This window comes from Rhodoligotrophos defluvii (genome assembly GCF_005281615.1).
GTDB lineage: Bacteria > Pseudomonadota > Alphaproteobacteria > Rhizobiales > Im1 > Rhodoligotrophos > Rhodoligotrophos defluvii.
On sequence record NZ_SZZM01000012.1, the window covers coordinates 1 to 17370 of the forward strand.

Below are 17370 nucleotides of genomic sequence, written 5' to 3' on the forward strand. Positions count from 1 at the left end.
TGGGGGACGGCTGCGCAGGGGCCTCCGGGCGTGGCGCCATCTGCGCGGGGGGCGCGCTGGGGGACGGCTGCGGCGCGGGCGGCGTCGGTTCGATCCGCGCCACTTGCGGTTCGGGCGCAGCGGCCGTGGCGGCGTCCGCCTTGGCCTCATCGGCCCTCTCGCCGAGCAGCTGCGAAATCAGGGCCTCATTGGCCCGCTCGAACGGCAGCTCGATTCGCTTGACCACCTTGCCCTCGGCATTCAGCTGGTCCAGCCGCAGCTGGTGCGTGCCGCTGGCGATCTTGTCCTTGTGCTCCAGCGTCCAATCGCCGGCCGCGTCGGCCTTGGTGTCCGCCACATGGCGGTTGTCGATATAGAGCCTCACCTTGGCGCCGGACGACGCCTTGCCCGCGAAGATCATCTCGCCGCGACTGTTATAATCGACGGTGGCCAACGCCAGATCGTGCCCGCCGGACGGGGAGATGACGGGGGTCACAGGCTCCGGCGCCTGCAAAACCTTGGCCGGAGCGCCGGGCTCGGTGGCAACGATGAGCGGCCGCTCCTCGGCGCGCTCGGGCAGGGCCAGAGCCACCACCTGATCGGAATTCACGGCCGGCTTGCCGGGCTCTGCGGCAACCGCCGAGAGATTGTGGCTGCCCGGCTGCAACGGCCTTTCGACCACCAGGACCCATTCGCCGCGGTCATTGGCCTGGGTTTCGCCCAACTGAGCCGAATCGAGCTTGACGGTCACCGTGGCCTTTGGCGCAGCCCGGCCGGCAATGACGGCGGTGCCGTCCTCCTCCACCCGAACGATGTCGAAGCTCGGCTTGCCGTCCTCCGTCGCGCTGGCTTGTCCTTGGCCCATGGCGTCTTGGCCGGCCGCCTCGCCTGTCGCCCCGGCCGTGGAGGTCTGCCCGGTCTCGGCGGTTCGAGTCGGGCCATTCTGCGGCGCGGCTCCAGCGTCCGGCTGCGCGTCAGCCGTTGCTGCCGGCGCCTGGGTGTCCGATGGGGGAGCGCCTGATGACTGGCCCTCCGTCGCCGAGGCGTCCGGCTGTTGCGCATTGCTCGCCACCGCCGACGGGGCTTGCCCCGACGAGGCCTGTCCCGCGGGGGGCTGTCCCGACGAGGCCTGTCCCGAGGGCGCTTCTCCCAAGGGGCTCTGCCCCGAAGGCGGGCCATCCACGCCCGCCGGCGCCTTGGCCTCAACGCCCGCGGCTGCGGTCTGCTGCTCCGGTGGCGTGTCTCCCGTCTGCTGGCCCGCCACGGTCCGGTCGGAGACGGCGGCCTGTTCGGCCGGCAGCTGCGCCCACTGCCGCCAGCGGTCCCAGCTGTCGCCACTCACATAGAGCAGCGCACCAAGAGCGACCAGAATGAGCGCCACCACGACGGCGAGCGGATTCTTCATTGCGCAAATCCGTGATGATCAACTGCCTGCGGCGAACACAATTACCCGTCCGCGTGGCATCGTTCGTCGGTCTCACCTTTTTGCATGAAGTGGACGCCCCGGCAAGCGTAGCCTTTTTGCAAAGGCCCGCGTGTCTTTATGGACCGACCGCGTCGACGGCTTGTCTCTGGAACCGGCGGCTCCCATGTCAACTTGAGCTATCGCACATATTCTTTCCGCAACGTTAGGTCCTGAAGCAAATCGATGCCCTCAATCCATTCCGTCTGTGTCTATTGCGGCTCCAATCCGGGCCGTTCACCCATTTACACCGAGGAGGCCCGTGTTCTCGGCGCCGAGCTCGCCCGCAACGGCATTCGTCTTGTCTATGGCGGCGGCGGCATGGGCCTCATGGGCGAGGTCGCCCGCGCCACCCTTGCGGGCGGTGGCGAGGTGACCGGCATCATTCCGAGCTTTCTCATTCAGAAGGAGCGGATGCTCGCCGAGGTGAACGATCTGGTCATCACCCAGAACATGCATGAGCGGAAGATGACCATGTTCGAGCGCTCCGACGCGTTCGTGGCGCTGCCCGGGGGCATAGGAACGCTCGAGGAGCTGGTGGAGATCTCGACCTGGTTTCAGCTCGGCCAGCACAGCAAGCCCATCGTTCTCGTCAACAGCGCGGGCTTCTGGGTGCCCCTGCTCGAGCTCGTCGAGCACATGCGGCGGGAAGGCTTCATTCGGCCGGGGCTCGATGTGGCCCTGTATGTGGTCGACAAGGCGGCGGATGTCGTTCCCTATCTGCTCGAGGTGGGCGCCCGGCAGCGGGAAACGGTGCCGGTGCGGCCGACCCGGCAGCGGATGTAGAGAGCTGCCCTGCCGGTCACGGGGCGGACGGCGGCGGGCTAAGGCTCGCCCGCCGGCCGGAGAATGCCGCCCAGGAGAAGATCGCCAGCGCGATCCAGATGAGGATGAAGGCGACCAGCGTGACCCAGGTCAGGGGCTCATTGAACACCCAAACCGCGATGGCGAAGCCTATGGTGGGCGCCACATATTGCATGAGGCCGAGGGTGGAGAGCGGCAGGCGCCGGGCCGCCGCCGAAAACATCATGAGCGGCACCCCGGTGACGATGGTGCAGGCCAGGAGATAGAGTATATCGGCGGGCGCGGTGAACATGTGGCCCTGGCCGGTCAGCTCGAACCAGGCGATCGCGGCAATGGAGAAGGGAAGCATCAAGAGGGTTTCGACCAGGAAGCCCTGGACCGCGCCCACCGGCACCGTCTTGCGCAAATAGCCGTAGACGGCAAAGGTCGTCGCGATCGTCAGCGCGAGGCCGGGAAAGATGCCTTCGGCCACCGTCTGCAGCACGACGGCTGACCCGGCAAGCGCGATGGCCACGACTTGCGACCGGGAGAGCCGTTCTCTCAGCAGGACAAAGCCGAGCAGCACGCTCACCAGCGGGTTTATGTAGTAGGCGAGGCTCGCCTCCAGCATCTTGCCGTTGGCAACCGCCCAGATGAACATGCTCCAATTGCAGACGATGATCGTGGCGCTCACCATGAGCACCCGCATGATCTTCCAGTTGCGCAGAACGGGCATCAGGGACGTACCGCCGCCCATGAGCAGCAGCACGCAAACGGCGAAGGGCACCGCCCAGGCGGCGCGATGGGCCACGATCTCCAGCGGCGGGATGTGGGGCATCAGCTTGAACCAGCCGGTGCTGAGCCCCCAGATCACGTAAGCCGTGAGACCGAGTGCCAGCCCCTGCCTGCTCTCGCGATCGGCCGGGCTCGCGGTCCTGGAGTGAGAAATTACCATAAAAGCGCGCCTCAAGGCTCCGGTCCGCTTCTCCCGGCGGCATTGCTGTCACGCGATCAGCCGAAAGGCAATCATCGCACTGCCATGGCGGCCATGCGCGACATGCATGCCTGGGAGGCGGCGGCGCTCAGGCCGCCGTGCGCGCGCGGCTGGCCGGCGCGCCGTCCCGCAGCAGCTTGAAGGTGATCGAGTCGATCAGCGCCTGGAACGAGGCATCGACAATATTGGTCGACACGCCCACCGTGAACCAGCGCGCGCCGTGTCCGTTGCCGGATTCGATCAGCACCCGCGTGGTGGCGGCGGTGGTGCCGTTGAGGATGCGGACCTTGAAGTCGACCAGCTCCAGGTCGGCGAGATACGGAGAATATTTGCCGAGGTCCTTGCGCAGGGCCACGTCGAGGGCATTGACCGGGCCGTTCCCCTCCCCAACCGACATCAGCACCTCGTCATCGACCCTCACCTTGACGGTGGCCTCCGACATGGTGACCAGCTTGCCCAGTGCGTTGTGGCGGCGCTCCACCATGACCCGGAAGCCTTCCACCTCGAAGAAATGGGGCACGGAATCGAGCGTCCGTCGTGCCAGGAGCTCGAAGGAGGCATCCGCCCCCTCATAGGCATAGCCCTCCGCCTCCCGGCGCTTCACCTCGTCCAGCAACCGGTCGATACGCGGGTCGTTGCGGTCGACGGTGAGACCGATGCGGGCAAGCTCGGCGAGCAGGTTCGAGCGGCCTGCCTGGTCGGAGACCAGCACCCGCCGGCGGTTGCCGACCGCCTCGGGGGATACGTGCTCGTACGTCTGCGGGTCCTTGAGGATGGCCGAGGCATGGATGCCGGCCTTGGTGGCGAAGGCCGCCTCGCCCACATAGGGCGCCTGGCGGTCGGGGGCCCGGTTCAAGAGCTCGTCGAAGGTGCGGGAGATGCTGGTGAGCCGCGCCAGGGCCGCGCTGGACACGCCCGTCTCGAACCGCGCGGCATAATCGTCCTTCAGCAGCAGGGTCGGGATGAGGCTTACGAGATTGGCGTTGCCGCAGCGCTCGCCGATGCCGTTGAGCGTGCCTTGGATGTGGCGGGCGCCGGCACGGACCGCCGCCAGCGAATTGGCCACCGCCTGGCCGGTATCGTCATGGGCGTGGATGCCGAGATGATCGCCGGGGATCACGCGGGTGACTTCGGCCACGATGCGTTCGACCTCGTGCGGCAGCGTGCCGCCATTGGTGTCGCACAGCACCACCCAGCGGGCGCCGGCCTCATAGGCGGCCCTGGCGCAGGCCAGGGCGTAATCGGGATTGGCCTTGTAGCCATCGAAGAAGTGCTCGCAGTCGAGCAGCACCTCGCGGCCGCGCGCCTTGGCGGCGGCCACCGAGTCGCGGATTCCTTCCAGATTCTCCTCGTTGGTCGCGCCGAGGGCCACCCGCACGTGAAAATCCCAGGATTTGGCAACGAAACAGATGGCGTCCGCGTCCGCATCCAGCAGGGCGACGAGGCCGGGGTCGTTCGAGACCGAGCGGCCGGCGCGCTTGGTCATACCGAAGGCGGTGAAATGCGCATGCCTGAGCGGCGGACGCTTGGCGAACAGGGCAGTGTCGGTCGGATTGGCGCCGGGATAGCCGCCCTCCACGTAATCGACGCCCAGCTCGTCAAGCAGGCCGGCGATGACGCGCTTGTCCTCGATCGAGAAATCGATGCCCGGGGTCTGCTGGCCGTCGCGCAAAGTGGTGTCGAACAGATAAAGCCGCTCTCGGGTCATCTCAAGCCTCGCGGAGGGTGCTTGTGCTGGGGCCGGCTCATCGCGCCAGCTCCCAGATTGTGTCGGGCTCGCCGGTTTGCGGATTGCGGATGTCCTTGAGGACGATACCATGCGCCGCCAGTTCGTCGCGGATGCGGTCGGCTTCCGCCCAGTTCTTGTTGCGCCGGGCTTCGAGGCGTTGGTTCTTCAGCCGCTCAATCTCATCGCTGGTGATCTGGATGGTCGCACGGAAGGTATCCTGCGCTTCGGTCGCGTCGAGCCTTGCTTGAATGTTTCTCTTCAGCCCGTCCCGGTTTCCAGAGATCCCAATGGCATTGAGCGCCGCCTTGAGCTCCGCATAAAGCCGGTCCCGGAACAGGCCATGCATGGCCGCGATGGCCTTGGGCGTGTTGAGATCATCGCAAAGGGCATCGAGCACCGGCTCAGGTATCGACGCGCTGGGTGGAACGTCTTCGATCGCTTCCGCCCACTTCCACAAGACCTTGTGCGCCTCGTCCAGGGCCTTGAAGGTCCAATCGATCGGCTCGCGGTAAAGGGACTGCAGCATGGCAAAGCGGATGGCCTCGCCTGGCCAACCGATGCCGTGCCAGTTCTCGCGCAGATCGCGGATGGTGACGAAATTGCCCAGCGATTTCGACATCTTGTGTCCCTCCACCTGGAGGAAGCCGTTATGCATCCACCAGTTGGCCATCACCGCGCGGTCGAAGGCGCAGCAGCTCTGGGCGCGCTCGTTCTCATGGTGCGGGAAGACGAGGTCGATGCCGCCGCCATGAATGTCGAAATGCTCACCCAGATAGCGCCAGCTCATGGCCGAGCATTCGATATGCCAGCCCGGGCGGCCCCGGCCCCAGGGGCTATCCCAACCCGGCTCATCGGCGGTCGAGGGCTTCCACAGCACGAAATCCATGGGGTCGCGCTTGTAGGGCGCCACGTCCACCCGGGCGCCCGCCAGCATTTCGTCGGTGGACCGGCGGGCGAGCGAACCGTAGGACGGGTCTGAAGGCACATGAAACAGCACATGGCCCTCGGCCGGATAGGCTTTGCCCCGCGCGATCAGCCGCTCGATGAGGGTGATCATCTCGGTGATGTGCGCGGTGGCGCGCGGCTGATGGGTCGGCTCGAGGCAGCCGAGGGCTTCAACGTCGTCCTGAAACTGGGCGTTGGTCTCCTCGGTGACCTTCTTGATGGCTTCGTTCAGTGGCAGGTCCGGATAGTCGCGCGCGGCACGGGCGTTGATCTTGTCGTCGACGTCGGTGATGTTGCGGACATAGGTCACGTGGTCCGCCCCGTAGAGATGGCGCAAAAGCCGGAACAGCACGTCAAAGACGATCACGGGGCGCGCATTGCCGATATGGGCGAAATCATAGACCGTGGGCCCGCACACATACATGCGGACATTGTCCTTATCGATCGGCGCGAACACGTCCTTGCGCCGGGTCAACGTGTTGTAGAGCCTCAATGCCATAGCTCGACCATCCCTGCCGCTGGCGGGGCGGAGCTCTTCGGATTGGCATGAAGGTGAGCGGCCGCAGCGCCAGCGTTTATGCTAGCCCGTAATAATGCAAATGATGCCGCAGCCGGCGGCACTGGTGGAAGCGGTGCTCATGGCGCGCACCATGCGCAAATTCCCGTCTTCCCGTCAAGCCTCTTGAGGAACCATGCCTAGGAGAGCATTGCCCCACCCGGTTGCGGATCCGATCGTTCCGGGCCCGATTTCGCCCGATTGCATCCGCATTTACCCGGAATTGTTCCGTCTCCCCATTTCAGGAGGGAGTTGGAAAGGATGACGGAATTCACATCGGACCCGGCCAAGGGGCACCCGGCCATTGCCTGCCGCCTTCACTACGCGGACATGGTTGATCAGGACAGCCGGACTTTATCCGAGAGCCACCCCAAATCGTGGGAGAGGTCGCTCGGGCTGGACGAGCCTTTCGGCTATTCCGAGGCGAGGCCGAGCCGACCCGAGACGATGAAAGCCACCCTGCTGAAGAAGTGGCTTGGAGATGGAACGATCGACAAGGCGTGCGACCAGTACACCGTCACGGCCAATGCCCAGCCGCAGGACGTGGAGACGCAAAACCCGGAGCCGATGGTTGCCATTGGTGGCCCAGGGACGAGCGACTCGCTGTCCATGTAAGTAGACGCAAATTTTAACCAACGATTGAGGATGAAATGGATAAATCCAAGGAATTGATCGGCTCTCTGGACGTTTCGATGACGAGCGAAGAGGCTCGCGTGAACTGCGAGTGCCAATGCTACAAGGGCTCCAGCGAGACGGAAAGCCAAGCAGAGGCCGAGACGGCACCCCCGACTGTGGTGACGGCCGCGCAGGATATGCTCACCGTAGGCTAGAGCCTCGAAGCTCCGGCGCTTCGACCGTCGGTTTCACCTTCCCAAGAACAAACGGAAGCCGATGCTTGCCGGGATCGCTCGAGGCGGCCCGGCTTGACCGGTTTCGAACGCGAATTCAAAGACGATAATTCAGATGAGCTCGATCAATAATGCCTCCACGCCCCCGCGCAGCAACGAGGGGGAGAAGATAAAGTTCATGAAGACGATGCTCGGCATCGAGATGAGCGCCGAAAGCCAGAAAATGGCGTCGGACGCCGCGGCAGGCCAAAATGCGTCCCGAGGCCATCCGGCCATCGATTGTCGCCTTCACTACGCCGAGAAGGCCGAAACGGCTTATTCGCCGATCAATCTCTGGATAAAGAAGCACTTGAATAACGGGACGATCGCCGATCGTTGTGATCAGTTCACGGCTGATGCGCAGCGCGATCCGTCCTCGGGCCATCCTGCCATCGAATGCCAGCTGCACTACTACAAGATAAGCCTTCCCGCCTATTCTCCGATCGCAACGCCGACCGAACGGGCGGTCTCAGCCATGATCGAGGAAGGTATCATCGCCTCCCAGTGCAACAAGCTTCCGCCAGGGGCTTATTTCAACCCGCAGAAGGGACACAGCGCGATCGAGTGCGAGCTGCACTACCGCAAGCAGCTCTTCGCCGAGGACAGCCGGTCGAAAGAGGCCATACAAAAGATGCTCGACGACGGCACCATCGCCACCCGCTGTGGTGAGTACGCACATAGAGACGCCGCCACTTCCGTGGAGAACCACCCTGAGGCGGCGACCAACGGTCCTGCTGCCGATCTCGCGGCAGTGGCCTAGCGGATATCACTCGGCGGCGTCCATGGCCTCTTCGTCGTCGATGAAGCGCGGGCCTTCCTTCTTCAGCTCCTCGGCGATGAGGAAGGCCATTTCGAGGGCCTGGTCCGCGTTCAACCGGGGATCACAGAAGGTGTGATAGCGGTCGGACAGGTCCGCCTCGGTCAGGAGGTGGGCGCCGCCGGTGCATTCGGTGACGTTCTTCCCCGTCATCTCCACATGGATGCCGCCGGCATGGGTGCCTTCCGCCTGGTGCACGGCCATGAAGCGCCGCACCTCGCTCATGATCTGGTCGAAAGGCCGAGTCTTGAAGCCCGTCGACGCCTTGATGGTGTTGCCGTGCATCGGGTCGCATGACCACACAACGCTGCGTCCGGCCCGGGCCACCGCCCGGATCAGCCCCGGCAGATGCTTCTCCACCTTATCGGCGCCGAAGCGGCAGATGAGCGTCAGGCGCCCGGGCTCATTGGCGGGGTTCAGAATATCGATCAGCCGCAGGAGTTCGTCCGGCGTAAGGCTCGGCCCGCATTTGACCCCGATCGGGTTCTGAAGGCCGCGGAGGAACTCCACGTGTGCGCCTTCCGGCTGGCGGGTGCGATCGCCGATCCACAGCATGTGGCCGGAGGTGGCATACCAGTCGCCGGAGGTCGAATCGATCCGGGTCAGCGCCTGCTCATAGCCCAGCAGCAGCGCCTCGTGGCTGGTGAAGAAATCGGTCTGGCGCAGCTGTGGCGCGGTATCCGCGTTGATGCCGATCGCGCGCATGAAGTCGAGCGTCTCGGTCAGCCGGTCGGCAAGCGCCTGGTAGCGAGCGCTGGCCGGGCTGTCGCGCAGATAGCCCAACGTCCAGTTATGGACATGCTCCAGATTGGCATAGCCGCCCTGCGCGAAGGCGCGCAGTAGGTTCAAGGTGGCGGCGGACTGGCGGTAGGCTTCAAGCTGCCGCTCCGGATTGGGCGTGCGGGCCTCGGCGGTGAACTCGTTCGAATTGATGATATCGCCGCGATAGGAGGGCAGCGTGACGCCGTCGATCGTCTCGGTGTCGGACGACCGCGGCTTGGCGAACTGGCCGGCAATGCGCCCGACCTTAACCACCGGCGAAGAGGCACCGAAGGTCAGCACGATCGCCATCTGCAGGAACACGCGGAAAAAATCGCGGATATTGTCGGCCGAGTGCTCCTCGAAGCTTTCCGCGCAATCGCCGCCCTGCAGCAGGAAGCCTTTGCCTTCCGCCACCCTGGCCAGCTTGCGCTTCAGCTTGCGGGCCTCACCGGCAAAGACCAGAGGGGGAAACCCGCGGAGTTGCGTCTCAACCGCGCCGAGCCGGTCGAGGTCGGGATAGGTCGGCATCTGGACCACCGGGCGGGTGCGCCATGACTCGGGTGTCCATTGCTGCGTCATCTCACAACTCCAATTCGGCGACCGACCCTGCACTTTTGCGGGTCTTGAAGATTGGCTCGACTGCATCGCTGTTGCTGGCTGCCCAAGGCCTTTCGCGCCCGGTACCCCCCTGTGCCACATTCGCGGCAATGCGCCCTGGCACCTATTCCCAGCAATGAGGACGCGCTTATACACCCAGCTTGCTTGTGTGGAAAGGCGCTAATCCACCGGTGCTGGATCCGGGCGGCTGCCCGGCGGCGCAACAGCTTCAGCGGATGCCGTTCAGCTCCACGTAGCGCCGCATCGAGATCTCGGCATTGGCATAGACCTCCTGGCGTTCGACGTTCCAATAGCGCACGAGGTCAAGCGGGATGGGCTCGCCCGTCACCGAGCAGCGCACGAAATCGCCGGGGATCACCACCTGGTAATCGCCGTCGAGATAGCGCAGCTTCGCCTCGCGGCCGCCGAGGAACTTGGGTTCGTATCTGTTCATGGTCGTCACTCCACGACAGAGTGTAGTGGGTCAAGGGTTAAACAACCAGGGGTGATGTCAAAAAAGCTCCCCCTGCCCGCTTGAGCCGCTCGGTTCCTTCTTGCGGCGGCTCACGGGGGGCGATGCGGCCGGGTTGCCCCTGCCTTGCCCGATGACCGCACCGGCCTCGCCGTCCTGGAAGCGCAGGGTCACGGCCTGGCCGGGGCAGGTCTCGCTGACCTTGCGCACGGGGTGGCCTTCGTCGAGCACCAGCACATAGCCGCGGCTCAGCACCGATTCATAGCCGAGCGAGTTCAGCAGCTTGGCCTGGCCGTCAAGCCGCTGCCGCAGCTCGGCGAGCCGGCGCTGCGCCGCACGCTGGACACGTCCGTCCGCCAAGGCCAGGCGTTCCCGCTCGCGGGCGCAATGGGCGAGCAGGACACGGCCGTTCAGCCGGCTGGCGCAGGCGATGAAGGCGTGACGGTGGTGCTGGGTATTGGCCCTGAGAGCGCTGACCAGGCGGCCGGCCGCCATGTCGAAGGACTGGCGCGCCAGGCTCAGGAGGTCCTGCGGGCGCGGCAGCCCGCGCGCGGCCGAGCGCACCCGCGTCCGCCTGTCGTCGATGACGCGGCGCATGGCGCCGTGGTGCCGCAATCCCAAGGTGCCAAGAATCCCGAGCAGCTCCTGCCGGACCGGCACCGCGCATTCGGCAGCGGCCGTGGGGGTGGGACAGCGCAGATCGGCGGCGAAGTCGATCAGCGTGGTATCGGTTTCATGGCCCACGGCCGAGATCAGCGGGATCTCGCTTGCCGCGGCCGCGCGGACCACCTCCTCCTCGTTGAAGCCCCAGAGATCCTCCAGGGAGCCGCCACCGCGGGCGACGATGATGACATCGGGCCGCGGCAGCCGGCCGCCCGGGCCAATGGCGTTGAAGCCGCGGATGGCGGCCGCCACCTCGGCGGCGCAGGTCTCGCCCTGCACCCGCACCGGCCACACCAGCACATGGCGCGGGAAGCGGTCGGACAGGCGGTGGAGGATATCCCGGATAACGGCTCCGGTGGGCGAGGTGACGACCCCGATCACCTGCGGCAGGAACGGGATCGGCACCTTGCGGGCGGCATCGAACAGGCCCTCGGCGGCGAGCTTGCGGCGGCGCTCGTCCAGCAAGGCCATGAGCGCGCCGACGCCGGCCGGCTCCAGGGTGTCGATAACGATCTGGTACTTTGACGAATTGGGATAGGTGGTCAGCCGTCCGGTGGCGATCACCTCCAGGCCTTCTTGCGGTTTGAAGCGCAGCCGCAGGAAGGTCGAGCGCCAGATCACCGCCTCGATCTTGGCACCCTCGTCCTTGAGCGAGAAGTAGCAGTGGCCTGATGCGTGCCGGCCCTTGAAGCCGCTGATCTCGCCGCGCACCCGCACGAAAGCGAACCGGTCCTCGACCGTACGCTTGAGCGCGTGGGACAGCTCGCTGACCGTGAGCTCCTGCACGTTCGCTGCGGGCCGGTCCGGCGGCGTTTCCGGGAGGGGCCATCCTCCAGTGCTCGGGCCGCCGGTGCTCGCGCCGCCGGCGCTCGCGCCCCCGGCGCTTGCCTCATGGGACATGACGCTCGATTCCTGTTTCCTGCGCGCCATCAGATGCTAATAAGGGCGCGAGTTCAAGGTGCGGCGACCGCCCGCGCCTGCTGCATTTGGATAAGGGCCGTAATGAACGTCCTGGTGATCGGATCCGGTGGCCGCGAGCACGCTCTATGCTGGGCGATCAGCGCAAGTCCCCTGGTAGATAAGCTTTATTGCGCGCCCGGCAATGCCGGGATCGGCGAGGTGGCAACCCTGGTCCCCGATCTCGCCATCTCGGATCATGGCTCGGTCGTCCGCTTTTGCCGGGATCAGTCGATCGGTTTCGTGGTGGTGGGGCCCGAGGCGCCGCTGGTGGCGGGGCTGGTCGATGACCTCGCGCAGGCCGGCATCAAGGCGTTCGGCCCCTCGGCCGCGGCCGCGCGGCTTGAAGGCTCCAAGAGCTTCACCAAGGAGCTTTGCGCGCGGCACCGTATTCCCACGGCAGCCTTTGCCAGGTTCACCGATCCGGCCGCGGCCAAGGCCCATATCGGCAACAAGGCGCCCATCGTGCTGAAGGCCGACGGGCTTGCCGCCGGCAAAGGTGTGGTGATCGCCACGACCGCGGCGGAAGCGCACGCGGCCGTGGACGACATCCTCGGTGGCCAGTTCGGCGCGGCCGGCCGCGAGCTGGTGATCGAGGAATTCCTGGAGGGCGAGGAGGCGAGTTTCTTCGCCCTTGTCGACGGCACGCATGTCTTGCCCATGGAAACAGCACAGGACCACAAGCGGGTCGGTGATGGGGATACCGGCCCCAATACCGGCGGCATGGGCGCCTATTCGCCGGCTCCGGTGATGACCCCAGACATGGTGGACCGCACCTTGCGCGAGATCATCGCGCCGACCGTCGCCGCCATGGCTGCGGAAGGTGCGCCCTACAAGGGGGTTCTCTATGCCGGGCTGATGATCACGGCGGAAGGGCCGAAGCTCATCGAATATAATTGCCGTTTCGGTGATCCTGAGTGTCAGGTGCTGATGATGCGGCTGAAATCCGACATCCTGCCCGCCCTCATCGCCAGCGTGGACGGAGAGCTTGCGGATTTCGACCTGCGCTGGCGGGATGACGCGGCGCTCACGGTGGTGATGGCGGCGGAGGGCTATCCCGGCGACTACGCTCGGGGCGGCGAGATCCGCAATCTCCACAAGGCGGCCGCGGTCGAGGGGGTGGAGATCTTCCACGCCGGCACGCGGCGGGACGGCGACAAGATCCTCGCCAATGGCGGGCGGGTGCTGAATGTCACGGCGGTGGCGCCTACCATTGCCGAAGCCAGGACACGCGCCTACGAGGCGGTGGACAGGATCGACTGGCCGCAAGGCTTCTGCCGGCGCGACATCGGCTGGCGCGCGCTCGATCGTGACGCATCCTGACACCGGAGGACATACGATGGAGGATCTGTTTCCCGGCTTCGATCACCGCCGCATCACCACCTTCGGAGCGGAAATCAGCCTGCGCCTAGGTGGCTCCGGCCCTGCCCTCGTGCTGCTGCACGGCTATCCCCAGACCCATGCGATGTGGCACAAGCTGGCACCTAAGCTTGCGGAGCATTTCACGCTGGTGCTGCCGGACCTGCGCGGCTATGGCCAATCGTCCTGTCCGCCGAATGATCCCGACAATTTTACGTATTCCAAGCGCGCCATGGCGCAGGACGTGCTGCAGGTGATGCGCGAGCTGGGATTCCGCAGCTTCATGGCCGCCGGGCACGATCGCGGCGCGCGTGTCGCCTACCGGCTGGCGCTGGATGAGCCGGAGGCGGTGGAGCGGCTGGCGGTGCTGGACATCATCCCGACCTATGACATGTGGTCCAATTTCTCGGTCAAGATGGCGATGAGCACCTATCACTGGCTGTTCCTTGCCCAGCCGCACCCGCTGCCGGAGATGCTGATCGAGCCGCGCGCCCGGGAATTCCTGGACTATACGCTTGCGAGCTGGTCCGGAACCGGCGACCTCTCGGCCTTTGCACCGGCGGCGCTGGCCAGCTATCGCGAGGCTTTTGCCGCGCCGGGCCGGGTTGCGGCCAGCTGCGGCGATTATCGCGCCGGGCAGACCTACGACTACGATGCGGACAAGGCCGATCACGATGCCGGCCATCGCATTGCCTGTCCCGTGCTGGTCCTGTGGGGCGACACGGGATTTCCCGCCGGGGTCGGCACGCCGCTGGACATCTGGCGGCAATGGGCGCCTGCTGCAACCGGCGCGGCAATCGCAGCCGGTCATTTTCTGGCCGAAGAAGCGCCCGCGGCCGTGCTGGCGCAGCTTCTGCCGTTCTTCAAGGACAAGGGATAAGTGAGCGAGGAACCGAGGGAAGATGACGAGCAGCAGTAGAGTGGAGCCTATCGACCGCCAGAAGGAGTTCTCAGGGGTCGATGCGGTGCGCCCCGCCCATCGCTTCGATGAAAGCCGGCTCGAGGCTTATATGGCTGACCGTGTGGAAGGCTTTCGCGGGCCGATCACTGTCGAGCAGTTCAAGGGCGGCCAGTCCAATCCCACCTATCGGATCACCGCTCCCTCGGGCCGCTACGTCTTGCGGCGCAAGCCCCCCGGCAAGCTCCTGCCCTCGGCCCACGCGGTCGACCGGGAATACCGGGTGATCGCCGCCCTGCATCCCCACGGCTTCCCAGTGGCGCGGCCATACGTGCTGTGCAACGACGACAGCGTCATCGGCACCGCGTTCTACATCATGGACTTTGTCGATGGCCGCGTTTTCTGGGACCCGGCCGCCCCCGGCGTCTCGCCGGCCGAGCGTGGCGCCATCTACGACTCGCTCAATGCCACGATCGCGCAGCTCCATTCCTTCGACTATACCGCCCTCGGGCTTGGGGACTTCGGCAAGGCGCAGGGCTATGTGGCGCGCCAGATCAAGCGCTGGTCCGAGCAATACAAGGCATCGGAAACGCGGCATATCCCCGAGATGGACCGGCTGATGGCCTGGCTGCCGGAGGCTTGTCCCGAAAGCACCGATTCTGCCCTGGTGCATGGTGACTTCCGGCTCGACAATACCATTATCGCGCCGGACGAGCCGCGGATTTCTGCCGTGCTCGACTGGGAGCTCTCCACTATCGGTGATCCGATCGCCGATTTCACCTATCACATCATGCAATGGCGGATGCCGCCCTCCGAGATCAATGCCGGGGTCGGCACCCTGGTCGGGCATGATCTTAGCGCGCTGGGCATACCGCCCATCGAAGCCTATATCGAGCGCTATTGCGAGCGGACCGGGCGGTCGAGCATCCCGGCCATCGACTTCTATCTCGCCTACAATTTCTTCCGGCTGGCGGCGATTTTCCAGGGCATCGTCGGGCGGGTGCGGGACGGCACCGCGGCCAATCCCAAGGCCGCCGCCATGGAGACGCAGGTCGAGCCCATGGCGAAGGTCGCCTGGGCGTATGCCCGCGCCGCGGGTGCCTGACATGGCGGCCGGCGCGCCGCAGATCGGCCTGGCGCTGGGCGGGGGTGGCGCGCGTGGACTTGCCCATATCGCGATTCTGGAAGCCTTCGATGAACTCGGCATCAAGCCGGCGCGGGTGGCCGGCACCAGCATCGGGGCGCTGATCGGGGCGGTCTATGCCGGCGGGCTCAGCGCGCTCGAAATCCGCGCCCATGCGGAACGGGTGCTCGTCAACCGGCGCGAGCTGATCCGCCGCATTCTGGCCGACCCCGAAGTGAACCTCCGGCAGCTGTTCGGCTTGCGTTCGCCGCTGGGTGCGGCGATCGACGGGCGGGTGCTGGTGCGGGCGGCGCTGCCGCCGGGCATGCCCGAGCGCATCGAGGACTTTCCCATTCCCTTCACCGCGGTGGCCACGGATTTCTACGGCCGCCGCGTCTATCCCTTGCTGCGCGGCCCGGTGGTTCCGGCGCTGGCCGCCAGCATCGCCCTGCCCGGCCTGATCTCGCCGCAGCGGCTCGGCAATGTGGTACTCGTCGATGGCGGGATCACCAATCCCCTGCCCTTCGACCTTCTGCATCATGTGGACATCGTGGTGGCGGTGGACGTCACCGGGCGTCCGATCAGTCGGCCCGGCCGCATGCCGAGCATGCCGGAGCTCTTGTTCCGCTCGTCCATGATCATGCAGCACCACCTGGTGCAGGCGAATATCGAGCGGTCGCCGCCCGACATCCTGGTGGTGCCGGAGGTGGACGAGATCCGGGTGCTGGAGTTCTTTCGCCTGCCGCAGATCATGAAGGCGGCGCAACCGGCCAAGGAGGAGGTCAAGCGCAAGCTCGAAGCACTCCTCCGCGGGCGGCCGGCCAGGCGGCGTCGCCTCAGTCCTCCACGAAGCTCCGCTGCAAGGAAGCGATCAGCGGGTCCAGGATATAGCGCATGACCGTCCGTTCGCCCGTGGTGATCGCAGCTTCCGCCGGCATGCCGGGGACCAGGTGGATGGCCGGGCGGATCTTGCCCAGCTCTTCCTGGCTCACCTCCACCTTGCCTGCATAGAAGCTCTGGCCGGAGTTCGGCTCCTGCACGGCGTCCGGCGAGACATAGATGAGTTTGCCGGTGATGCGCGGCAGGCTGCGCTGCTTGTAGGCGGTGAACTTGACAAGGCAGGATTCCCCCACATGGACCACGTCGATGTCCATGGGAGAGATCCGCACGTCGATAATGAGCTTTTCCGCGTCCGGCACGATATCGAGGATGGGCGATCCCGGGGCGACCACACCGCCGACGGTGTGATAGCGCAGATTGACCACCGTGCCCTCGATCGGCGCCACGATCTGGGTACGCGACAGCACGTCGGCGGCGGAGGCAAGCTTGCTGTCGAGATTGGCAAGCTCTTTCTCGAGCTCCGCGCGCTGGCTGGATGCCTGATCGCGCGCCTGCTGATCGATATTGAGCAGGCGGAGCTTGTATTCGCCGATCTGCTGATCCGTCGAGGCCAGGGCCGAGCGGGCCGAGGACGCTTGCGCCTCGAACTGGGCGTTGCTGCGTTGCATTTCGAGCAAGCGCGAGCGGCGTTCATAGCCCTGCTTGACGAGATCCTCGACCGTCTTCAATTCCTCCTTGAACAGCTTGAGCTGATTTTCGGCGCTTTCAGCCTCCGCCTGGCGGCCCACGCGCTGCTCCTCCAGCTGAGCGATCGTCTGCTGCAGCACGTCCCGCTGGCCCTGCAGGTTCTCCCGGCGCACCTTGAACAGGCGCTCCTGCGAGGTGATCGCCTCCTGGGCTCGCTGGTCCTTCTTTGCCGCGGCGATCAGCCAATCAGGATAGGTTATCTCGGGGCGCCCATCCACCTCCGCATCGAGCCTGGCCAGAGAGGCCGCCGCCCCATAGCGCTGGACCTGGACGATGTCGAGATTCGCGGTGTCCTGCGTCGCGTCCAGCACCATGAGCAATTGGCCCTGGTGCACCTTGGCGCCGTCTTCCACGAGGATCTGCTGGATGATGCCGCCTTCCAGGTGCTGGACCGTGCGCCGGTAGCCTTCCGGGCTCACCACCCCGGGTGCCATCGCCGCGCTGGCAAGTGGCGCCACGGAGGCCCAGAGGCCTGCGCCGAAAATGAACACGCCGACAATGCCAAGCCCGATCAGGCTGAGCCTGTTCAGGGAGCGGCGGTTCGCCTTGAGCGCCTTCTCCGCCTGCTCTTCGCTCGTCGCGAACAGGTCCGGTGTGGCTTGCTGCGGTGCGAGTGCCGGATCAGCTGCGGGCTGCATGGCCGAAGCCTCCCTGAGCGAAACCGCCCTGAGCGAAACCGCCCTGGGCATGGAAGACCGGTTGCGGCGCGGGCTTCAGCGGCCCGGGGCCAGCCGCCTGGGCCGGGGCGACGGCGTGCACCGGGGCCACGGCTGGCCCAGGCGCCGGTGCAGGGCGCGGCG

16 protein-coding genes are annotated in these 17370 nt (G+C 65.8%); 8 read left to right on the plus strand and 8 right to left on the minus strand.

What is annotated here, in order from left to right:
* A partial coding sequence (locus E4P09_RS25465; RefSeq protein ID WP_137392474.1) for a hypothetical protein occupies nt 1-1384 on the minus strand: 1384 nt, incomplete at its 3' end.
* A gap of 243 nt (nt 1385-1627) precedes the next feature.
* Here E4P09_RS25465 and E4P09_RS25470 point away from each other — a divergent pair.
* A complete protein-coding gene (locus E4P09_RS25470) occupies nt 1628-2227 on the plus strand; it encodes an LOG family protein (RefSeq protein ID WP_137392475.1) in 600 nt (199 codons plus the stop codon).
* Nucleotides 2228-2243: 16 nt separating this feature from the next.
* Here the strand turns inward: E4P09_RS25470 and rarD are convergent, their stop codons facing one another.
* The 3 genes from rarD to cysS form a co-directional block, all read right to left on the minus strand.
* Nucleotides 2244-3179, minus strand: a complete 936-nt coding sequence (rarD, locus tag E4P09_RS25475) for an EamA family transporter RarD (RefSeq protein ID WP_137392476.1) — start codon at nt 3177-3179, stop codon at nt 2244-2246.
* A gap of 127 nt (nt 3180-3306) precedes the next feature.
* Entirely contained in the window at nt 3307-4926 is a 1620-nt protein-coding gene (cimA, locus tag E4P09_RS25480) for a citramalate synthase (RefSeq protein WP_137392477.1), read from the minus strand.
* A 37-nt stretch (nt 4927-4963) separates the two neighbouring features.
* Entirely contained in the window at nt 4964-6391 is a 1428-nt protein-coding gene (gene cysS, locus E4P09_RS25485; RefSeq protein ID WP_137392478.1) for a cysteine--tRNA ligase, read from the minus strand.
* 318 nt (nt 6392-6709) lie between these two features.
* Between cysS and E4P09_RS25490 the strand changes: the two genes are divergently transcribed.
* The 3 genes from E4P09_RS25490 (at nt 6710) to E4P09_RS25500 (ending at nt 8095) form a co-directional block, all read left to right on the plus strand.
* A complete protein-coding gene (locus tag E4P09_RS25490; protein WP_137392479.1) occupies nt 6710-7063 on the plus strand; it encodes a hypothetical protein in 354 nt (117 codons plus the stop codon).
* A gap of 35 nt (nt 7064-7098) precedes the next feature.
* Entirely contained in the window at nt 7099-7278 is a 180-nt protein-coding gene (locus E4P09_RS25495; protein ID WP_137392480.1) for a hypothetical protein, read from the plus strand.
* 196 nt (nt 7279-7474) lie between these two features.
* Nucleotides 7475-8095 carry a hypothetical protein gene (locus E4P09_RS25500; RefSeq protein WP_205042314.1) on the plus strand — a complete coding sequence of 207 codons (621 nt, stop codon included), beginning with the start codon at nt 7475-7477 and terminating at the stop codon, nt 8093-8095.
* Between the two features lie 6 nt (nt 8096-8101).
* On the opposite strand, the gene E4P09_RS25505 is transcribed toward E4P09_RS25500, so the two are convergent.
* From E4P09_RS25505 to xseA, 3 genes are all read right to left on the minus strand, one after another.
* Nucleotides 8102-9493 (minus strand): class II 3-deoxy-7-phosphoheptulonate synthase, encoded by a 1392-nt coding sequence (locus E4P09_RS25505; protein ID WP_137392482.1) that lies wholly within the window; start codon nt 9491-9493, stop codon nt 8102-8104.
* Between the two features lie 247 nt (nt 9494-9740).
* Complete coding sequence (locus E4P09_RS25510) at nt 9741-9965, minus strand: DUF2093 domain-containing protein (RefSeq protein WP_137392483.1); 225 nt, start codon at nt 9963-9965, stop codon at nt 9741-9743.
* 57 nt (nt 9966-10022) lie between these two features.
* Nucleotides 10023-11546, minus strand: a complete 1524-nt coding sequence (gene xseA / locus E4P09_RS25515) for an exodeoxyribonuclease VII large subunit (RefSeq protein WP_137392484.1) — start codon at nt 11544-11546, stop codon at nt 10023-10025.
* Between the two features lie 102 nt (nt 11547-11648).
* Here xseA and purD point away from each other — a divergent pair, with 102 nt between their 5' ends.
* The 4 genes from purD to E4P09_RS25535 are packed head-to-tail and all read left to right on the plus strand — an operon-like array spanning nt 11649 to nt 15881.
* Nucleotides 11649-12926 (plus strand): phosphoribosylamine--glycine ligase, encoded by a 1278-nt coding sequence (gene purD, locus E4P09_RS25520; protein ID WP_137392485.1) that lies wholly within the window; start codon nt 11649-11651, stop codon nt 12924-12926.
* A 16-nt stretch (nt 12927-12942) separates the two neighbouring features.
* Nucleotides 12943-13842 (plus strand): alpha/beta fold hydrolase, encoded by a 900-nt coding sequence (locus E4P09_RS25525; RefSeq protein WP_137392486.1) that lies wholly within the window; start codon nt 12943-12945, stop codon nt 13840-13842.
* Between the two features lie 22 nt (nt 13843-13864).
* Nucleotides 13865-14965, plus strand: coding sequence for a phosphotransferase family protein (locus E4P09_RS25530; protein ID WP_137392487.1), 1101 nt, complete (start codon nt 13865-13867; stop codon nt 14963-14965).
* A gap of 1 nt (nt 14966) precedes the next feature.
* Nucleotides 14967-15881, plus strand: a complete 915-nt coding sequence (locus E4P09_RS25535; protein WP_170984645.1) for a patatin-like phospholipase family protein — start codon at nt 14967-14969, stop codon at nt 15879-15881.
* On the opposite strand, the gene E4P09_RS25540 is transcribed toward E4P09_RS25535, so the two are convergent.
* Complete coding sequence (locus tag E4P09_RS25540; protein ID WP_170984646.1) at nt 15820-17208, minus strand: HlyD family type I secretion periplasmic adaptor subunit; 1389 nt, start codon at nt 17206-17208, stop codon at nt 15820-15822. The two genes, E4P09_RS25535 and E4P09_RS25540, sit on opposite strands and share 62 nt — an antisense overlap.
* Nucleotides 17209-17370: the final 162 nt, after the last annotated feature.